Origin of the sequence: Paenibacillus sp. FSL R10-2778 (genome assembly GCF_038593035.1) — a bacterium.
Lineage (GTDB): Bacteria > Bacillota > Bacilli > Paenibacillales > Paenibacillaceae > Paenibacillus_AQ > Paenibacillus_AQ odorifer.
This window is the reverse complement of record NZ_CP151956.1, coordinates 1,352,398-1,369,847: the sequence shown is the minus strand read 5'-3', so window position 1 is coordinate 1,369,847 and position 17,450 is coordinate 1,352,398. Positions and strand designations below refer to the sequence as shown.

General features: G+C 45.8%; 16 protein-coding genes. 4 read left to right on the top strand and 12 right to left on the bottom strand.

The annotated features are described in order from the left end of the window. Positions 1 to 18 precede the first annotated feature (18 nt). Positions 19 to 567 carry an ATP-binding protein gene (locus NST40_RS06015; protein ID WP_339281772.1) on the bottom strand — a complete coding sequence of 183 codons (549 nt, stop codon included), beginning with the start codon at positions 565 to 567 and terminating at the stop codon, positions 19 to 21. 142 nt (positions 568 to 709) lie between these two features. On the opposite strand from NST40_RS06015, the gene catA reads away from it, so the two are divergent. Then, a complete protein-coding gene (catA, locus tag NST40_RS06010; protein ID WP_076277711.1) occupies positions 710 to 1,369 on the top strand; it encodes a type A chloramphenicol O-acetyltransferase in 660 nt (219 codons plus the stop codon). 112 nt (positions 1,370 to 1,481) lie between these two features. Here the strand turns inward: catA and NST40_RS06005 are convergent, their stop codons facing one another. The 4 genes from NST40_RS06005 to NST40_RS05990 form a co-directional block, all read right to left on the bottom strand. Continuing rightward, a complete protein-coding gene (locus NST40_RS06005; protein WP_342410505.1) occupies positions 1,482 to 2,162 on the bottom strand; it encodes a histidine phosphatase family protein in 681 nt (226 codons plus the stop codon). An 8-nt stretch (positions 2,163 to 2,170) separates the two neighbouring features. Then, positions 2,171 to 3,130 (bottom strand): adenosylcobinamide-phosphate synthase CbiB, encoded by a 960-nt coding sequence (gene cbiB / locus NST40_RS06000; RefSeq protein WP_076277709.1) that lies wholly within the window; start codon positions 3,128 to 3,130, stop codon positions 2,171 to 2,173. A gap of 49 nt (positions 3,131 to 3,179) precedes the next feature. Beyond that, positions 3,180 to 3,917 (bottom strand): adenosylcobinamide amidohydrolase, encoded by a 738-nt coding sequence (locus NST40_RS05995; protein ID WP_076218820.1) that lies wholly within the window; start codon positions 3,915 to 3,917, stop codon positions 3,180 to 3,182. Between the two features lie 129 nt (positions 3,918 to 4,046). After that, on the bottom strand, positions 4,047 to 5,135 hold the full coding sequence (locus NST40_RS05990; protein WP_076277707.1) for a threonine-phosphate decarboxylase: 1,089 nt from the start codon (positions 5,133 to 5,135) through the stop codon (positions 4,047 to 4,049). 227 nt (positions 5,136 to 5,362) lie between these two features. On the opposite strand from NST40_RS05990, the gene NST40_RS05985 reads away from it, so the two are divergent. Further along, the gene (locus tag NST40_RS05985) at positions 5,363 to 6,364 is read left to right on the top strand and encodes a lipoate--protein ligase (RefSeq protein WP_076128152.1); all 1,002 of its coding nucleotides are present in this window, start codon (positions 5,363 to 5,365) and stop codon (positions 6,362 to 6,364) included. 90 nt (positions 6,365 to 6,454) lie between these two features. On the opposite strand, the gene NST40_RS05980 is transcribed toward NST40_RS05985, so the two are convergent. The 6 genes from NST40_RS05980 to NST40_RS05955 all read right to left on the bottom strand — a co-directional run bounded on the left by NST40_RS05980 (position 6,455) and on the right by NST40_RS05955 (position 13,593). Beyond that, positions 6,455 to 7,282 (bottom strand): carbohydrate ABC transporter permease, encoded by an 828-nt coding sequence (locus NST40_RS05980; RefSeq protein WP_036681776.1) that lies wholly within the window; start codon positions 7,280 to 7,282, stop codon positions 6,455 to 6,457. A gap of 30 nt (positions 7,283 to 7,312) precedes the next feature. Further along, a complete protein-coding gene (locus tag NST40_RS05975) occupies positions 7,313 to 8,188 on the bottom strand; it encodes a sugar ABC transporter permease (protein WP_038569153.1) in 876 nt (291 codons plus the stop codon). A gap of 107 nt (positions 8,189 to 8,295) precedes the next feature. Then, the gene (locus NST40_RS05970; RefSeq protein ID WP_076128153.1) at positions 8,296 to 9,627 is read right to left on the bottom strand and encodes an extracellular solute-binding protein; all 1,332 of its coding nucleotides are present in this window, start codon (positions 9,625 to 9,627) and stop codon (positions 8,296 to 8,298) included. 189 nt (positions 9,628 to 9,816) lie between these two features. Further along, positions 9,817 to 11,016, bottom strand: a complete 1,200-nt coding sequence (locus NST40_RS05965; RefSeq protein WP_076185759.1) for a response regulator — start codon at positions 11,014 to 11,016, stop codon at positions 9,817 to 9,819. Beyond that, positions 11,009 to 12,820, bottom strand: coding sequence for a sensor histidine kinase (locus NST40_RS05960; protein ID WP_342410503.1), 1,812 nt, complete (start codon positions 12,818 to 12,820; stop codon positions 11,009 to 11,011). The genes NST40_RS05965 and NST40_RS05960 overlap by 8 nt, the downstream gene beginning before the upstream one ends. Positions 12,821 to 12,879: 59 nt before the next feature. After that, a complete protein-coding gene (locus NST40_RS05955) occupies positions 12,880 to 13,593 on the bottom strand; it encodes a metal-dependent hydrolase (protein ID WP_076128159.1) in 714 nt (237 codons plus the stop codon). Between the two features lie 228 nt (positions 13,594 to 13,821). Between NST40_RS05955 and NST40_RS05950 the strand changes: the two genes are divergently transcribed. Further along, the gene (locus NST40_RS05950) at positions 13,822 to 14,769 is read left to right on the top strand and encodes a DMT family transporter (protein ID WP_076277704.1); all 948 of its coding nucleotides are present in this window, start codon (positions 13,822 to 13,824) and stop codon (positions 14,767 to 14,769) included. Between the two features lie 12 nt (positions 14,770 to 14,781). Next, a complete protein-coding gene (locus tag NST40_RS05945) occupies positions 14,782 to 15,585 on the top strand; it encodes a Cof-type HAD-IIB family hydrolase (RefSeq protein ID WP_036681768.1) in 804 nt (267 codons plus the stop codon). 71 nt (positions 15,586 to 15,656) lie between these two features. Here the strand turns inward: NST40_RS05945 and NST40_RS05940 are convergent, their stop codons facing one another. Then, complete coding sequence (locus NST40_RS05940) at positions 15,657 to 17,441, bottom strand: ABC transporter ATP-binding protein (protein ID WP_342410502.1); 1,785 nt, start codon at positions 17,439 to 17,441, stop codon at positions 15,657 to 15,659. Between the last annotated feature and the right edge of the window lie 9 nt (positions 17,442 to 17,450).

The window sequence follows — 17,450 nt, the reverse complement described above, 5'->3', positions numbered from 1 at the left end:
GGAAAAATGCCCAAAAAATCAAGTTACAGATCTATGCTCAATCACAAGCTCCCCTTCTCCAGAAGGGATCTCAAAACCATTTAAAAACCGGGTTAATATGTCCTCCGTAATCGGAAATGCGGCATTGGCGTCAAAACGTTCACTCCGGATAAGCAGTCTCTGACGCAATTCATCCGGCTGGACCTTTAAGTGAATCAGTTCCCACACGCCACCATAACTCTCAATGAGCTGCTTGTAATCGTTCCGTCTCTGACGTTGCCAGAAGCTGAAATCGATAACAACATGATGTTTTGCCTGAAGCAGATTCACCAGCTCCCCCCGCAGCTTTATCTCCGACTCTTCCTTATAGGACTCATAATTGTCCTCTGGATAATCCACCCCGAAACGGCCGTGCGTGGCCCAAATATCTTCATCTATCGAAAGTCTGGCGAATCCCTCTTTCTCCAGCTTTTTAGCAAAGGTTGTTTTACCCGACCCCGCTACACCACACATCATCACTACGCTGGAAGCAACACTCGTACGCTTTTGCTGAAGCAATTTTTCAATAACCAACTTTTCGGTCAGCATTATAAATGCATCTCCCTTCCAATTGATGGTATACTCATCGTTACAAAATACTTTCTCAAGGGATTGTGATAAGGATATGGTGAAATCAGCCCAGCAGACCTCCTAAAATGAAAAATGAAATAATTTTAGGAGGTCATAATAAATGATTTTTATCCCGATTGGCATTGATAACTGGAGTAGAAAACCCTATTTTGAACATTATTTAAACAATGTCAGATGCACCTACAGCATGACTGTAAATATTGATATCACCCTTCTACTGTCAGAGCTTAAGCATAAGGGAATTAAGCTGTACCCAGCACTAATCCACATGATAACTACGGTGGTGAACCGTCATAGTGAATTCCGCACATGTTTTGATTCTGAAGGTAGATTAGGTTATTGGGATAGCTTGTCCCCTAGTTTTACAATTTTCCATGATGATGATAAGACTTTCTCAAGCATCTGGACTTCGTACGGTGAACAGTTTAATGATTTCTATAACCGTTATCTCGATGATATGAAAATGTACGGAAGCGTGAAACAATTTATCGCTAAAGCAAACGAACCACCGAACACCTTCCCTATTTCCAGCATTCCGTGGGTCAGCTTCACAAGCTTTAACCTGAATGTGTATAACGAGGGAACCTACCTACTTCCCATCTTTACGATAGGGAAATATTTTCAGCAAGACAAAAAAATACTATTACCCATCTCGGGGCAATTCCACCATGCCGTGTGTGACGGTTACCATGCCAGCATGCTGTTTAATGAATTACAATCACGTGCAGATACCTATAAGGAATGGTTACCTATTACCTAATATCTAATATCTAATTAACCATGTTATTCTGCTGACAGCAAACGATAGTTCAAACATAAAGGGTTCCACCTATTAGGTTTTCCTAATGACGTGGAACCCTTTTTTCATGTAATCATCCTTTTTCCAAAATATGAGCTTTATCAGCTGACCATTGTCCATGCTGCCAGAGTATTTTTAGTACCATTCCATTCCCGGGAGAAGGAGCCACTGCATTGTAGAATGTGAGACCAGGAACTAACTGTGCAAGTAAATTCCTGATTACACCCCCATGCGTCACTACCAATACTCTATTCGATGTAACCTCACTTTTTTTCTCCTTGATAGCACAGCATCCAAACGCAGCCACAGCAGCTTGACCTAAGTCCAACAGGAAACTACGCAACCGAGCATCGAATGCTGTCCACGATTCTCCTTCTGGCGGTGTAACCTTTGAAGGATCATCAATCCAACGTCTATATAGAGAGTTATCTTTCAACTGCTCATAAGTGCAGCCTTCCCAAGCTCCGAAGTTCATTTCACGAAGCCGCTGATCGTAAACAGCGTCCTGCTCTAGTGAAGGTGATACGAAAGCCAAGGTCTCCCGACATCTTAGCAAATCGGAACAGAACACACGCCAAAAACCACCTGATAACTCAGTCTGCATGCAGATCTGCTGCTGAGGTTGGGATAGCCGCTCACTTGCGTCAGGAAGCAATGGAAGATCCGTATGTCCCAGGTAACGATGCTCAACATTCCATTTCGTCTGCCCGTGTCGGATAAGCACTAGCTCAAGCTCTATAGAGGGAATTGCCATACCGACGCTCAGCCTCCAATCCATATCCATGCCACAACCGCGCATAGACCTACAAATATTGAAGAGCAGAGCATCATCATCCGCGAGGTCTGGATGATATCATCCGGTTCCATCGTACGTACCGGATCACCCATATAAGCCCGAAAAGAAGCGACGCCATGATACACATTTTCGCCTCCGAGTCGGATGCCAAGTGCGCCAGCCACAGCTGATTCTGGATAACCGCTGTTAGGGCTTGGATGTAGATGTGCATCCCGCTTCACCATTTGCAGGCATCTGCGCCAATCCAGACGAAGCATCCCTGCACATAGAGCCAAAAGCAATGCTGTAATCCGTGCCGGGATGAAGTTAGCCACATCATCGAGCCGGGCAGATGCCCAGCCGAGATCACGGTATTTATCGTTCTTATAACCGACCATTGAATCGAGTGTATTGACCGCCCGATAAGCCATAGCAAGCGGTGCACCGCCAATCAGCGCGTAGAAAAGCGGAGAAATAATCGCATCGACGATGTTTTCTGCTACGGTCTCCACCGTTCCACGGACAATTTCCGGTGCATCTAGCGAATTCGTATCACGTCCCACGATCATCCCTAACGCCTTGCGGGCAGCAGGAATATCGCCCTTCTGCAATTCCACGTACACCGCCATTCCTGCATCCTTTAGTCCCTTGGAGGCAATCGTGGTTGAAATCAACCAAACCTCGGCTATCCAGACGAGCCACGGTGAGATAGATGACAGCAGCCATAGCAGGATGGCTGTCAGTGCCCAAGCACCGCCCGCCACACATAGCGGAAGCAACACCCCTGCTCTGCGCAGGCTTTGCGGGCGGGACCATAAACGACGGATCACCCGCTCCAGAGCCGTGATTGCTTTGCCCATACCAATTACGGGATGAGGCAGGTTACGCGGATCACCTACGATCCGGTCAATTACGTAAGCCGCAAGCAACACCAAAGCGATTGTCACAAGCAATCACCTCTGAACAAGCTTCTACTTCTCCAGCTATCCATTCTCATTAGCTATCCTTCCTTGCCTGCACCGACAGCAGGCTGCCCGTCACAGCACTATATACAAGCCGGCCGATAGCGCCTCCAAGATCGGTTGCTGTGCCGGCATATACATGCTCGGCGCTGTATCGGCCACTTTGGCTCACAGCGAGTACAATAGCATCCGTAGTCGTGCCGGTAGCGATCAGGCCATTCTCGGGATCGGTAATCCCGAGATCTGCCAGCGCAGCAGCTTTGGCTTCGACAGCTGTCTGCACAGCATTGACCATGGCCGCCGGTGTCAGGCGGCCATCAATGCAGAGCATGATGTTAATCGTACCCGGCCGATACACAGCCAGCACATTGCGTTCCACACCTGCGCGCGCAGCATTTCCTGCGGCGGCTGTAACGCAAACAAATATTCCCGCTGAACCCGTGTCCTCTTCAGCTACCGCTGCATGCTCTAGCGGCACAGCCGTCATCAGACCAGCACAGCCGGATAAAGGATAACCCCAATCGCGCAGCTTATTCTCCATATCCTGGACAGGATCACTACATTCGTAATTGCGATCAACATATAAATTGACGGCCCGCTGCAGCCGGTTCATTCCTCCGCCGTAGAACGCGCTCGATAAACCATCGGCTTCTGCTGGCAGCTCCAGCAGCAGATGCTTATCCTTCCATTGCAGAGCAAGCCCTGGCCAGACGGCCGGACGATACTCCCTGATTCCCCCTGTAAGATTAAATGGAATCTTCACTTCCACCATAGCCGATCCCGCTCCTTTCATCGTTCATTTGTTTCATTGAACACTTACAATTATCCTCGAAAGGATGCCCCGCCAATCGCACTGTCAGCTCGCTCCGCACATAGAGTCATTAAAGACTACATGCACCTGTCACTTAGTCGCTAGAATCTCCGCCATCTGCAGCAAAAGGCGGGCATTATCCTCATGTCCCTTAACGGCAACTCGAATATGCTCAGCTCCTAACCCTGCATACATAGCGCAGCTGCGCACTAGTATACCTACGCGGCCAAGCCTAGTCTGAAACTCAGCCGCGCTCCACGGTGATGGCAAGCCACAGAGCAGAAAGTTGGCTTCTCCTGGTGGGACATCGCAGCCCAGCTGCATAAGACCTTGCCGCAGTTTTTCGCGTTCTGCTGTAATAAGCTCACGCGTGCGCTGTTCATAGTCACGTCCACTTGTAAGGCAGGCTTCCCCTGCGAGTAGCGCCAAGCCGTTCACACTCCAGGTGACCTGCTTTCCGCTCATCGCCTTCGCCAGCTTCGGGTGTGAAATCGCAAACCCGAGACGCAAGCCGGGAATCGCATAAAACTTCGTCATCGACCGCACCAGAACCGTATGCGGAAACCGCTCCAGCTCCGGCAGGAGTGTATTTCGCTCTGACTCCGGGATAAAGTCAATAAAAGCTTCATCCACAGCCAAATAAGTCCCGCAGCTTTCAGCCTTCTGCGCTAACAAGCGCAGTTCCTCCACAGCATACTGAACGCCATTGGGATTATTCGGCTGTCCGAGAAATAACAGCTCCACCTGTTCCAACAGCCCGACAATTTCCTCCACTCCAGCGCGAAAATGCTGTTCCCTTGTCCCCTGAACCGATAATACTTCAGCGCCAAATTGTACGGAAAGCTGCCGATACTCAGAGAAACAAGGCTCCACGATGCCAACCTTTTGCGGAGCTATCGCCAGCAGCAGCAAAGCCATAGATTCCGCTGCTCCGTTGCCCACAGTTAACCAGCTATTATCTACGCCAAGATTTTCCGCCAGTAGGCGTTTGAAGCGTCGGTGTCCAGGATCCGGATATGCTACCACCGTTGACAGTGCTGTTCTGAGCAGCTCCAAAACTTGCGGTGGAGGACCGACCGGATTGATGTTAGCACTATAGTCGAGAAATGTGCCTCCAGCTTCCCCATAGAGCTCCGCTGCCGTCAGCAAATCACCGCCATGGCCATATTTTTCAAGCATATTTACACTCCCTCTATCTACTTTCTCTAGCACGATATGTATGTCATTGCCACCATTATTGCCTCTTTGCCGGAAGAACGTCAATGCTTTCGCAGAAGGAATCAGCTAAATCCCCCGCTTCCCTCAAACCGACATGAATCTCAACAATGTGATCTCTTTTGTTAAAAAACCGCTTTTGGTTTAAAATGAAAGTTGTAATCAATTTTGCTGCGACGGAGGAATTCACTATGCTTTTTATTGATAACACAGGGATTACTGACGCATCCATCAATTTGGCGATTGAGGAATATGCGCTGAAGCACTTGCCGATGGACGAGAGTTACCTGCTTTTTTATATCAACAGCCCATCCATCATCATAGGGAAACACCAGAATACTATCGAAGAAATTAACCAAGAGTATGTAAAAGATAATAATATTCAGGTCGTACGTCGTCTATCCGGCGGTGGAGCTGTTTATCACGATCTTGGAAATTTGAACTTCAGCTTTATTACCAAGGATGACGGCCAATCCTTTCATAACTTTTTGAAATTTACCCAACCGGTCATCGATTACCTGCAAAGCATGGGTGTTAACGCCGAGCTAAGCGGACGAAATGATCTGCAAGTTGGTGAGCAAAAGATTTCCGGTAACGCTCAGTTCTCCACACGCGGACGTATGTTCAGCCATGGTACCTTGATGTTCAATCTTAATTTAGATGATGTACAAGCCTCTCTAAAAGTGAATCCAGAGAAGTTTAAATCAAAGAGCACCAAATCCGTACGCAGTCGTGTAGCGAATATCAAAGAACTGCTGGGTACAGATATGACGATCGAGGAGTTCCGCGCCGGCCTGCTGCGTTCGATCTTTGGTATGGATCCTTCGGAGGTTCCTCAGTACAAGCTGCAACAAGCCGACTGGGACAAAATTAATGAGATCTCCAAGGAGCACTACCAGAACTGGGACTGGAACTACGGTCTGTCACCAAAAAGCAACGTTAAACACACGCGCAAATTCCCTGCCGGAATTATTGATATTCGGATGGATATTGAAGATTCCCTCATTAAAGACATCAAAATCTATGGTGACTTCTTCGGAGTCGGTGACGTAGTAGATGTTGAAAATGCACTTCGTGGCAAACGTTATGACGAGGCTGAGGTTAGAGAAGCATTAGCTGATCTCGATTTGAAGCATTATTTCGGCCGTATTGAGCCGGAGGATTTTATCGGATTGGTCTTCCTAGAGGAATAGGATGAATTCACTGGTCATGATTTGAATCAAAAAGAGGACTCCTGCGCATTCGCCAGAAGTCCTCTTTTGCATGAATTAATACTCTTCGCTTTATCCTTTTACAGCAGATCCAACTGTCATAGCCCGTTCTACCTGCTCACTAAAGAACAAATAGACAATAACCATTGGCAGACTCGCCATCGTCATAACCGCCCCCATGCCACCCCAGTCTGTGCTGTATTGGCCTTGGAAGAACAATAGACCCAGCGGCAGTGTTTTCATCCCCTCATCAGAGATCAGAATATAAGCCAGCAAAAATTCATTCCAGTTGTTCAGAAATTGAAAAATGGCTACTGTTGCGACAGCTGGCGTTACAACCGGCACAATAATCTGCAGAAACATCCGGTATACATTCGCGCCGTCCATACAAGCGGATTCCTCCAGCTCCCCAGGAATACCCTTCATAAAGCCGTAGAATACCAGACAAGAGAACGGCAATCCAATGGCGACATAAGGAACAATCAGCCCACCGTAGGTATTAGTCAGATGTAAGTCCCGCACGAGTATAGCAAGTGGAATCATAATTACCTGCAGCGGCATGAACATTCCGATCGTCATATACAATCTGACCCCTTCACGGAATCTCCACCGCAGCCGGGAAATTGCGAATGAGAACATCAGCGATAATATGATAATAAGTAGCGTTGAAATCGTAGAGACTACCAAGCTATTCGTAAAATATCGCGGTATATTGAACTGTGACCAAGCGGCCACATAGTTTTCAATCCGGAAATTAGTCGGAAATCCGAAAGGGTTGGTGACAAAAATCTCATCGTTATTTTTCAGAGAATAAGAAATCATCCATAATAGCGGATAGATGGAAATGATAAAATAAATCCATAAGGGAAGCTGTATGAGCAATGCTCTCACTTTTTTCATAACGTTCCTTTTCCTTTCCGGCGTACTGCCTTATGCTTCATTTCGGTCAAATGTCTTGTTGATAATAATGGTGGCCAGAAGCGACAGAAGGACAAGCACAACCGATACCGCACAGGCATAGCCGTAGTTGCTTTCCAAGAAAGCATAACGATAAATCATAAAGGTAAGCGTATAGTTGCTCGTTCCCGGTCCGCCGTTAGTCATAATCAACATTTGTACAAAAGCACCGATTCCTGAAGTAATGGCAATGATCAGACAGAATTTGAACGTCTCCTTCATCATTGGAATCGTCACCTTACGATGCGCCATCCACTTGGAGCAACCGTCAATCGTGGCAGCTTCCATGTACTGCTCAGGGACAGATTTAACCCCCGCATATAAAAGACTGAACTGGTAACCCATGAACTGCCAGGCATTAACAAAGGCAATCGCAATTATGGATGTGGTTGGAGAAGTGAGCCAGTTTTGTTGATAAGGAATATGCAAAATTTCAAAAAGCCTATTGATCAATCCGTTATTCGGATCGTAGATGGCAATCCATAGCTGACAAACAACCGTAACCGACAGAACTACGGGGATAAAATAAGCTGTTTTCAATAACTTACGCCCTTTGATTCGCGGATCGGCACAGGCAAGCGCAAGAATGGTTCCCAATCCGATCTGAAATACAGCGAGCACCAGTGCAAAAATAAGGCCGTTACGAAGGGATGTCAAAAGCAATGGATCATCAAACATCTCTACATAGTTGGACAATCCGTTAAAAGTAGCCGTACTGAGCCCGTCCCACTCGAAAAAGCTACGATAAAAGGATTGAAGCACCGGATAGATAATCACTACGCTATAAATCAACAGAGCGGGAAGCAGAAACAGCATTATGGCTTTCTTATTACCTAAGTATTTATGCATGCGGTAAGATTCCACTCCTTCCTTACCAAGCTGCTCACCCGATATAAGGGCTCGATCCGGGTGAGCTGCAGGGCATGGACCAATTTTTATTTATTTTATTTCTCTAATTATTTATTTTCTTTGTTCAGCACTCGGTTCATGTTATCCGTGAACTGCTTAGCCGAGAATCCTTCGATCAACATATTTTGTGTATTGTCGTCCAGTGCATTTTTAATTTGAACACTGCTTACCGCATTGGCGTAACCCTTCACGTTTGGCAGCACTTCTTCAGCGATTCTTTTCATCATGGCAGGCACTTCACCGGTCATTTCTTTATCCACTTTAGTCGCTACGATCGGGCTACCCAGCTGTGTATATTTGTATTCGCTATATTTTTGTGCGATAAAACTAGCTACTTTCACTGCGGTCTCAACATTCTTGCTGCTAGGAGAAACGGCAAAGCCACCAGGACCTCCTGCACCGTTAATGTACATTTTGTTGTTCTCATAAGTCGCTTCGTCCTTAGCTGGCCAGTACATCCAATCCACTTTATCCCCAAGCTTCTCAGCACTGCTGTAGATTTCCCACTGACCGTTGACGAACATGCCAGCTTTTCCTTGGTAGAACAAAGATGAAGCTTGATCATAATTGGTATTCGTAGCATTGACGTCGAACAAGCCTGCTTCTTCCAGCTTCTTCATTTGTTCTGCTGCTGTTACATAAGGCGAAGGCAATGTTGTCGTTCCCTTCGTTTCGAGTGGGCCAAACCCTTTCGTCTCCTCACGAGTCACAAGTCCGCTATAAAAAGAAGTAGTGATCCATTTCTCCTTCGCGAAAATTGAGAGCGGTGTATACCCTGCTGTAGAAAGCTTCTTAGCCGCTTCAGCCAGCTGATCGATCGTCTTGATCGGCATCTCGATGCCTACCTCTTTAAAGATATCCTTGTTGTAAAACAACATTTGGAATTCGATTCCCGTATATGGAAATGCGTATACATGACCGTCTGGGGCAATCAGACGGGACTCATTCCCTGTGTTTAGATTCGCTTTGAAATCTTTGGTGGCTTGGTATTCATCAAGCAGCTCGACATTTTTAGATTTGGCGAAGGTTTGCAGTGTAGGCCAGTCTGTTTCATAAATATCCGGCATGTTCCCAGTCGCGGCATATGTTTTCAGCTTCTGGTAGCCATCTTGAACAGCCTCATCCAGTACAATCTCCACCTCCGGCATTTCCTTTTTCAATTCCTCTACGGCATAATCAAATGGCTTTGAAGTATCTTCGTCAAAATGCTGTGCATAAATTTTTATTTGAATTTTCTTATCGGTGTTCCCAGCGGTCGTATTGGAATCTTCAGAGGTTGAACCACCGTTTCCGGCATTGTTACCACCACAGGCTGTAAGTGAGAAAGCTAAGGATAAAACGGTTGCAACCCCCAGTGTTCTGAATAGCTTGTTGCTCATAATGAATCCCCTTTCTGATGCTCTATTTAGTGGAGCTAGTTGAATCCGCTATTTGTTAGCGTTTTCATCGTCCTGTTTCTATTATATTTGAGCCTTGAAGACCCAAAAAGAGCCATATCGGGCACAATCGGTAATAAACAGGACAAAATGAAAGCGGCCTCACCAGAGAGCCGCCACCAAATTTGTTTATTAAATTTCATTATTAACGCCAATATGGCGGGAACGGGCAGCCAGCTGCTCAAATTCAGACGGCGGCATGCCATAGTGTTTTTTAAAGCATTTACTGAAATAATTCGGATCATTATAGCCCACTTTACCGGCGATTTCAGACAGTCTCACATTTCCTCCAGCAAGCAGTTCCTTGGCCTGCTTCATACGAGTATAGGTAATGAAATCAAGTACAGAGATTCCACCTTCTTTTCGAAAAACCTTCCGTAAATAGCTGGTATCTACATACACGCCATTCGCCACCTGGTCAACTGTCAGCTCACAATCGGAATAATGCTCCCGGATGTACTCTTTGGCGGCAATGAATAAATTGTACGACTTAGAGGGGCGGTGCTCACGACCTTGATCAATGACTTTACTGTACAAGCCTTTTATCCAGCTTTCAGTCTCATCCCAGTTATCCATCTCCCGTAGCCGCTGCTCTGATGAACCTGCTGGTTTCCAGAAACTTTCCGGATTGATCCCTCTTTCTCCAGCATAGGCAAGGCAAAGGGATACTATACTCATTAAAAGAGTAAAGGAATAGCTGCCTCCCCCTCTCTGGCGTCGTAGAATCTCAATTAATTTGCTTATGTCCTTCGCCGCTGCATCGCCATCCCCCATCTTTAACGCCATCAGCATGGCATCCTGAATTCCAAGATGAGTGATTTCTTTGGATGGAAAGGAGAACTCCTCTATCCCTTCAGAGGAATTCTGCTCGTCCATTTGGAGTGGAAAGAGCTTACTAGAAGCCGTCCCTTCTGCAATTATTTCCGGCTTACCAGCTTTGCGTGCACCTATTTTATGTGACTGAAGGCGCTGCTTCACCTTGATCATCATCTCGTTAAACTCTTGCTGGTTAAACGGTTTCAATAAATAATCTTGTACACCTAAGCGAATCGCTTTTTGCGCATAATCAAATTCATTGTGCCCTGTTACAAAAACAATCAGCATATCAGGAGCATTGGCCTGTAACCGGGTAACCAGCTCCATACCGTCCATATAGGGCATGCTAATGTCCACTAAAGCCAAATCAGGTTTCGTCCGTTCCGCTTCTTCCAGCGCTTCTCTGCCATTTGACGCTTCACCACAGACACTGAAATCATATTTACTCCAATCCAGCTTGGTCCGCATATAATAACGAAACAGCGGCTCGTCATCTACAACCATCACTTTATACATCTATGCTGCCCCCCTGCACTTCCGTTCCGGGAATCGTCATTTTCATAACAGTACCCTTTCCCAGTCTACTTTCCACCGATAGGCCATATGGTTCTCCAAAATACAGCTTAATCCGTTCATGAACGCTGTAAATGCCAATGGATGCCGGTTTTCCTTCTCGTGAGCGGTATTCTACAATCCGGGACACCTGCTCCTCGGACATGCCAACACCGTTATCCTCCACGGTAATGATAACTTCTCTTCCGTGTGTATAAGCCTCTATTGAGATAAGCCCCTGACTACCCTTTGTTTTTAATCCATGGTAGATTGCATTCTCTATGAGTGGCTGTAGGGACAATTTGGGTACCTTGACTCCTTCGAGAGATTTCGGGATATTAATCTCGTAACGTAATACGTCGGGGTTGCGAACCTGCATAATAGCCAAATAATCAGCTGCATTTGATACTTCCTCGGACAGTGGAATAACCTCGTTTCCTTTGCTAAGAACAACCCGATAGAAGTCTGCCAGTGCCTTGGTCGTATCCCGAGCTGCTTCATTAAGCTCCAAATCGTTGAGTACATAAATCGTATCCAGTGTGTTGTACAGAAAATGTGGTTTAATCTGGGCATGAATCAGAGCTAGTTCATATTCACGTTTCCGGACTTGTTCGTTCGTAATCGTCCGCATCAGCTCCTGGATACGACCAACCATGGAATTGAATACGGTGGAGATCAGCCCCGTCTCATCCTCTGTAGTCACTGGTGAGGTGACATTCAGATCGCCTTCCCTTACTTTACGCATCGCCTTCGTCACCTGAAGAAGCGGATTTACGATAATCTGTGACAGCTTTCCTGCAAGCAGCAGAGACAGTAACAGGCATCCTATTCCCACGAATATAGTTAACGTTATATTGCGATGAATATCAGCGGTTAACTTTTGCAGCGAAATGGTATTCACAAGCTTCCAATTCAGCTTATCATAATACGTCACAGTGACCAGCTCTCGCCCGCTCCCCCTGCCGATAATTTCCGAGACAGAGCTTCCCGTCTTCCTAAGACTGCCGTTCAGTCTGTCCTCAGGCTTCAGTAGAAGCTTTGATTTATCAGGTGTAGACACGGTCCTTTGCGTTCCGTCCACTATAAAATATTTTTTGTCCGAAGAGGTTTCTCTAGCGGTTTCCAGAAAAGCAGAGAGAGCATCTTCTTTTACGTTCACAAATAATGTACCTATTAGGTTGCCCGTTTTAAGATTGTACACGACTTTACTTAGTGTGAGCACCGGAACTGCCGGATCACTAACCAGATAATCTCTCTGTTCCATAGGAAGCCAACGGTTGACTCCGTAGCTGCCTTTTTCTTTAGCCTTCTCCAGCATATCGCTGGTGAATACCTTCTGCTCGTTAGAATTACCGTAGGCGTAAGAGGAATAAATCTGGCCTTCCGTATCCACAAACACAGCAGAATCGACATCCGGAAAAATAATCAGATCGATAGAAAGCTGGCTCTGCATTAAATTGCGAAACCGCGTCTGCTCCACTGTCGAGGATAACAACGGACGTTCAGCATACATCCGATGGATGTCGGTAGTTATAATGTTGGCACTACTCTCCGTATTTTTTACAATCGTATCTATTTGCTGCATGATGAGCTTAGATTCATCTTTAAAATTGTACTTAGCCTTTTCGATCATCGAACGGCTGAACATCTGTCCTGAGAGCAAGCCTAAAGCAAGCAATGGAAAAATGATCAACGGTATAAAAATAAGGATAATTTTATTACGAATCTGCAATCTTCCAAACCACTTCACTAAGGAATCCCCCCGCATAACAGCCGCCTCCTGTGTGTTCTAGCGGTAATTCATTATGTGCTTCATATCCGTAAATCTCAAGGAGAAAGTATAAATACATATACAACTAGGGCGAGTGTCAGCAGGATAAAAACATTCTCTACAGCTCCACCTTTTTTCGTGCCTGTACTCATTAGCTTTAGACGCAGCTTAAATGGAATGGGCGGCAGGGGCGTAATTCCCCTTTGGGTGAGAGAGTCGGCTAATAGATGAAGCGCATAAGACATGCCGCCTGCAATCCATAGACTGCCACCATCCTGTATACCCGATGAAGCAAAATACAATAAAGTGCTCCAGCCTGCAACAGCATATAAGGTATGAGTCAATCCACGATGCGGGACAAGTGATGTAACTACGAGTATACAAGCTACTATGTAGTTCCAAGGGTCATATGCCCCTCCGTATGCAAATACCGCAGTAGCGATTAGTACCATCACCAGATGCCGCAGCTTTCTTCCCGGCAGGAAAGTCACACTCCCCACAAGTAGGGCCAGTACAATATTCCAAGGGCTTTCAACGATTCCTGCAAAATAAAGATAAATCGCTGCTCCTATTAAAGCAACCTGTAGTACCCTGAGCAGAAAGTCAGGAATCGCCTTGCGTACCAGTAACGAATTCGGTTCATCAATGTCTGGCAGGAGCGAGCTTAATGCGGCGACGGCAATAACCGGGATTGTAATCTCATGGGCCATCAAACTCATAACAGATAGGGTAACCCCGGTGCTGATAATTAAATGGGATCTGCCCATCATAGTGAAACCGCTCCTTTCTAAGATGCAAAAACAAGAACAAATGTGCGGTTATCGAAGTATATCAAGACCCGGTTTTTTTGTCTACATAAAACGCTGAAATCGCTTAGTATATAAGCCTTTACGCGATTTCTATCTTGTCCTCCCCATGAATATACGATACAATTTGGACAACTTGACCTTGTCGTCTACATAGAGACGGCAGCTGCTGAAGAAAGGATGACCTAAGTAGTGAAGCGTTCCCGTATAGCCGATTTTAGCCTGCTGTTAGTGGCGATGATGTGGGGATGTACCTTTCTGATTGTACAAAATGCTGTCAAGGTGTTGCCACCGCTCGCGTTTAATAGTATCCGCTTTATGGGCGCTGCCCTGTTGCTGGCTCTAATCACAGTTATTTTTTACCGCAAGGATTGGAAACAGCTTAGTTTCCGCATGGTACGCGATTCTCTGCTGCTTGGCCTTTTTTTGTTTATGGGCTATGGCTTTCAGACGATGGGACTTCTATATACAACAACCTCTAATACCGGCTTTATTACCGGGCTATCGGTTGTCCTAGTTCCCTTTCTGTCTCTTGCCCTATTGAAGCATGCGATTTCACGATACACTTGGTTCAGTGCGGCACTCGCCGCAATCGGGCTTTATCTGTTGACCTTCACGGGCTCTGCATTATCCTTGAATAAAGGCGATGCCTTGATTCTTCTGTGTGCCATAGCTTTTGCGTTACAGGTAGCCTATACTGGCGTTTATGCACCTCATTATCCGGCGTTGCCGCTAGCTACTCTGCAGCTTGCTTTCGTTGGGCTGTTCAGTATTGCTGCCTCGCTTATTTTTGAAGGGGCAACACCGCTCGCCCACAGCGGGGAGCTGATTAAGGACCCAGATGTGCTTTGGGCTCTGCTGATCTCCATCGGGCCAACCAGCGCTTTTGCCTTCTGGATTCAAACCGCCTGTCAGAAATATACTACCCCATCACGGGTAGCCATTATTTATGCCACAGAACCGGTATTTGCCGTTCTGACGGGCTTAGCCTTTGGCGGGGAAACACTCGGGTTGTCCGCTCTGCTCGGTTGTAGTTGTATTCTGGGGGCTATGCTTATGGCAGAGCTGAGCCCGGAACCGGGTCAGAATCAACATAAGAAGAGTTATTTTTCCAAATTACATCTATTTAGAAAGAGATAAGGAGAGAGACAAATGTACAAATTGATCGCGATTGATATTGATGACACTCTGATTAATGACGACAAGGAAGTAACACCTGCTACCCAAACTGCGCTTGAAGAGGCTGTTGCCGCAGGTGTTGTTGTAACCCTTGCTACAGGCCGTGCTTACGCTTCCGCTCAAGCCATTGCCCGTCAAACTGGACTAAACGTACCTATCATTACTTACCAGGGTGCACTCGTTAAGAACTTGCTCGATGAAAAAGTACTGTATGAGCGTTACGTCCCGCAAGATGCAGTCCGCAAGCTGTTCACTTACTGCGTGGAGCATAATCTGCATCTGCAAACTTACATTGACGACAAGCTATATGCCCGTGAAGACAACCAAAAGATCAAAGACTATACGGACTTGAATAAAACGCAATATTTTATTGAGCCTGACTGGGAAAAGCTTGTCCCGCAAAAAACACCAAAAATGCTAATTATCGATGATCCTGATTTCTTGGATGAACTGGCTCCAATCCTGCATGAATTGCTTGGTGATTCCGTGCATATTACCAAATCCAAACCACACTTCCTGGAAATCATGCATCATGAAGGAACCAAGGGCATTGCACTTGAATTCCTAGCCAAACATTACGGCTGTGATCTTTCCGAGACCATCGCTGTAGGTGATTCTTGGAACGACCATGAGATGCTGGAAGCTGCCGGACTTGGCGTCGCTATGGAGAATGCTATTCCTGCTCTGAAAGAAATTGCTGATTTCGTGACCTTAAGCAACAATGACGATGGCGTGAAATATGCGATTGATAAATTCATTCTTAATAAAGTGAACTAAACTTCCTTAAGCAAAAGGGTGCAGCAACGCCATATTTCATGACGTTGCTGCACCCTTTTTTATTCCAAAACTCAAACTCCTGTAGAAGCTAATTCCACTTTCTCGGGTCCCATTCCACTCTCTTCTTCCTGCTCTAGCTGAGAATAGTACAAATCATTATATCTTCCTTCAGCAGCAAGCAGTACATCATGCGTTCCACTCTCCACAATTTCACCATTCTCCATCACGAGAATGATATCAGCGTTCTGAATCGTAGATAAACGGTGCGCGATAACGAGTGTAGTTTTGTCTCCCATTAGTTTACGAATGGCCTGCTGCACCAGTTTTTCTGATTCATTGTCAAGTGCAGCAGTAGCTTCATCCAACAGTAGAATAGGAGCGTTTCTCAGAATTGCTCTTGCAATGGAAAGCCGCTGACGTTGTCCCCCGGACAGTCGTGAGCCTTCCTCACCAATATCAGTATCCAGTCCCTCAGGCAATTCCATTACAAAATCATAGGCATTCGCTTTTCGCAAAGCTTCCAGAATTTCTTGCTCATCCGCCTCTGGATTTCCATTCCGGATATTATCACGAATGCTTCCTGTATAAAGACCTGCCTCTTGCGGCACATAGGAAAAATAACTTCTAAGCTTAGCCAGACTCATCTCGTTGATCCGCTGCCCATTGATTATTACTTCGCCTTCATCGGGTTCATACAATCCCAGCAATAGTTTGAAAAGCGTAGATTTACCTCCACCACTCGGTCCCACAACCGCCATCTGGGTTCCTTTTTGAAGCTCTAAGCTAATCTTGTTTATACTTTGTCTCTCTGCTCCCGGATACGAGAAAGAGATCGACGACATAACCATACTCTCAAATTCTGGTTGCTTAGTCTCCACTTCTGGAAGGGTCTCAACCTCCACCGGGCTATCCAACACCTCAAAGATCCGTCCCGCCGCCCCAAGTGATTGCTGCATCGAATTGATCAGTCCCGGCAGTGAAGAGAACGGCATCACTAAATAATTCATGAGCTGGATGAAAGCAATCATCGCACCGACCTCAAGTGATCCTTTTGCCACAAAATAACCAGCCACGACCAGCGCCAGAAGAAACGTAAAGTTTCCCAAAAAAGAGGAGAATGAGCCAGTAGCTCCCTCAATTCTTCCCCGCTTCAATTCTTCAGAAGTAATATTCTCACTATGCTCCTGATACTGCTTCATTAGTCTGCGTTCAATGCTAAAGGATTTAAACACCATACTACTGCCTAGAATGTCATGTAAAAAGGAAGTAATCTTGCTCATATTAGTCTGAATCTTCACACTGTTCTCACGCATCGCTGAACCAAAGATTTTTCCCGTAAGGAACATCAAAGGCCCCATTGAAAAACAGATCAATGCCAGTAGCCAGTTAATATAGAGCAAATAACCAAATGCCGCGAGGGCTAGTAAAGGGTTACGGATTAGATCAATCATTACCTCGCCTGTAGCATTACCAACAGATTGATTATCATTAGTAAAGCGGGACAATAAATCCCCGGAATGATTACGGTCAAAATAAGACTGAGGAAGAGCTAAGGCATGCCGCATCATATCCAACCGCAGCTCATTTCTGATCTTAGCTGCGATTTTATTTTTGAGATATCGATCGATGAAACCATTAATTGCACTCACTAATAAGTAGATTAATCCGAAAATAACCAGCCCTTTAAAAGCTTTCACATCGAGTCTAACCGCAGCATCCGTAATTACTGAGAGCAGCCAAGCAATCGTTAAATCCAGAACAATTCCAAATAAAGTCGTAAATAATAAAATCGTATATAAGAGCTTGTGCCTTAACATATATGTACTTAATCTTGAAAATACGCCTTTCTGCTTCAAAGAACCAGC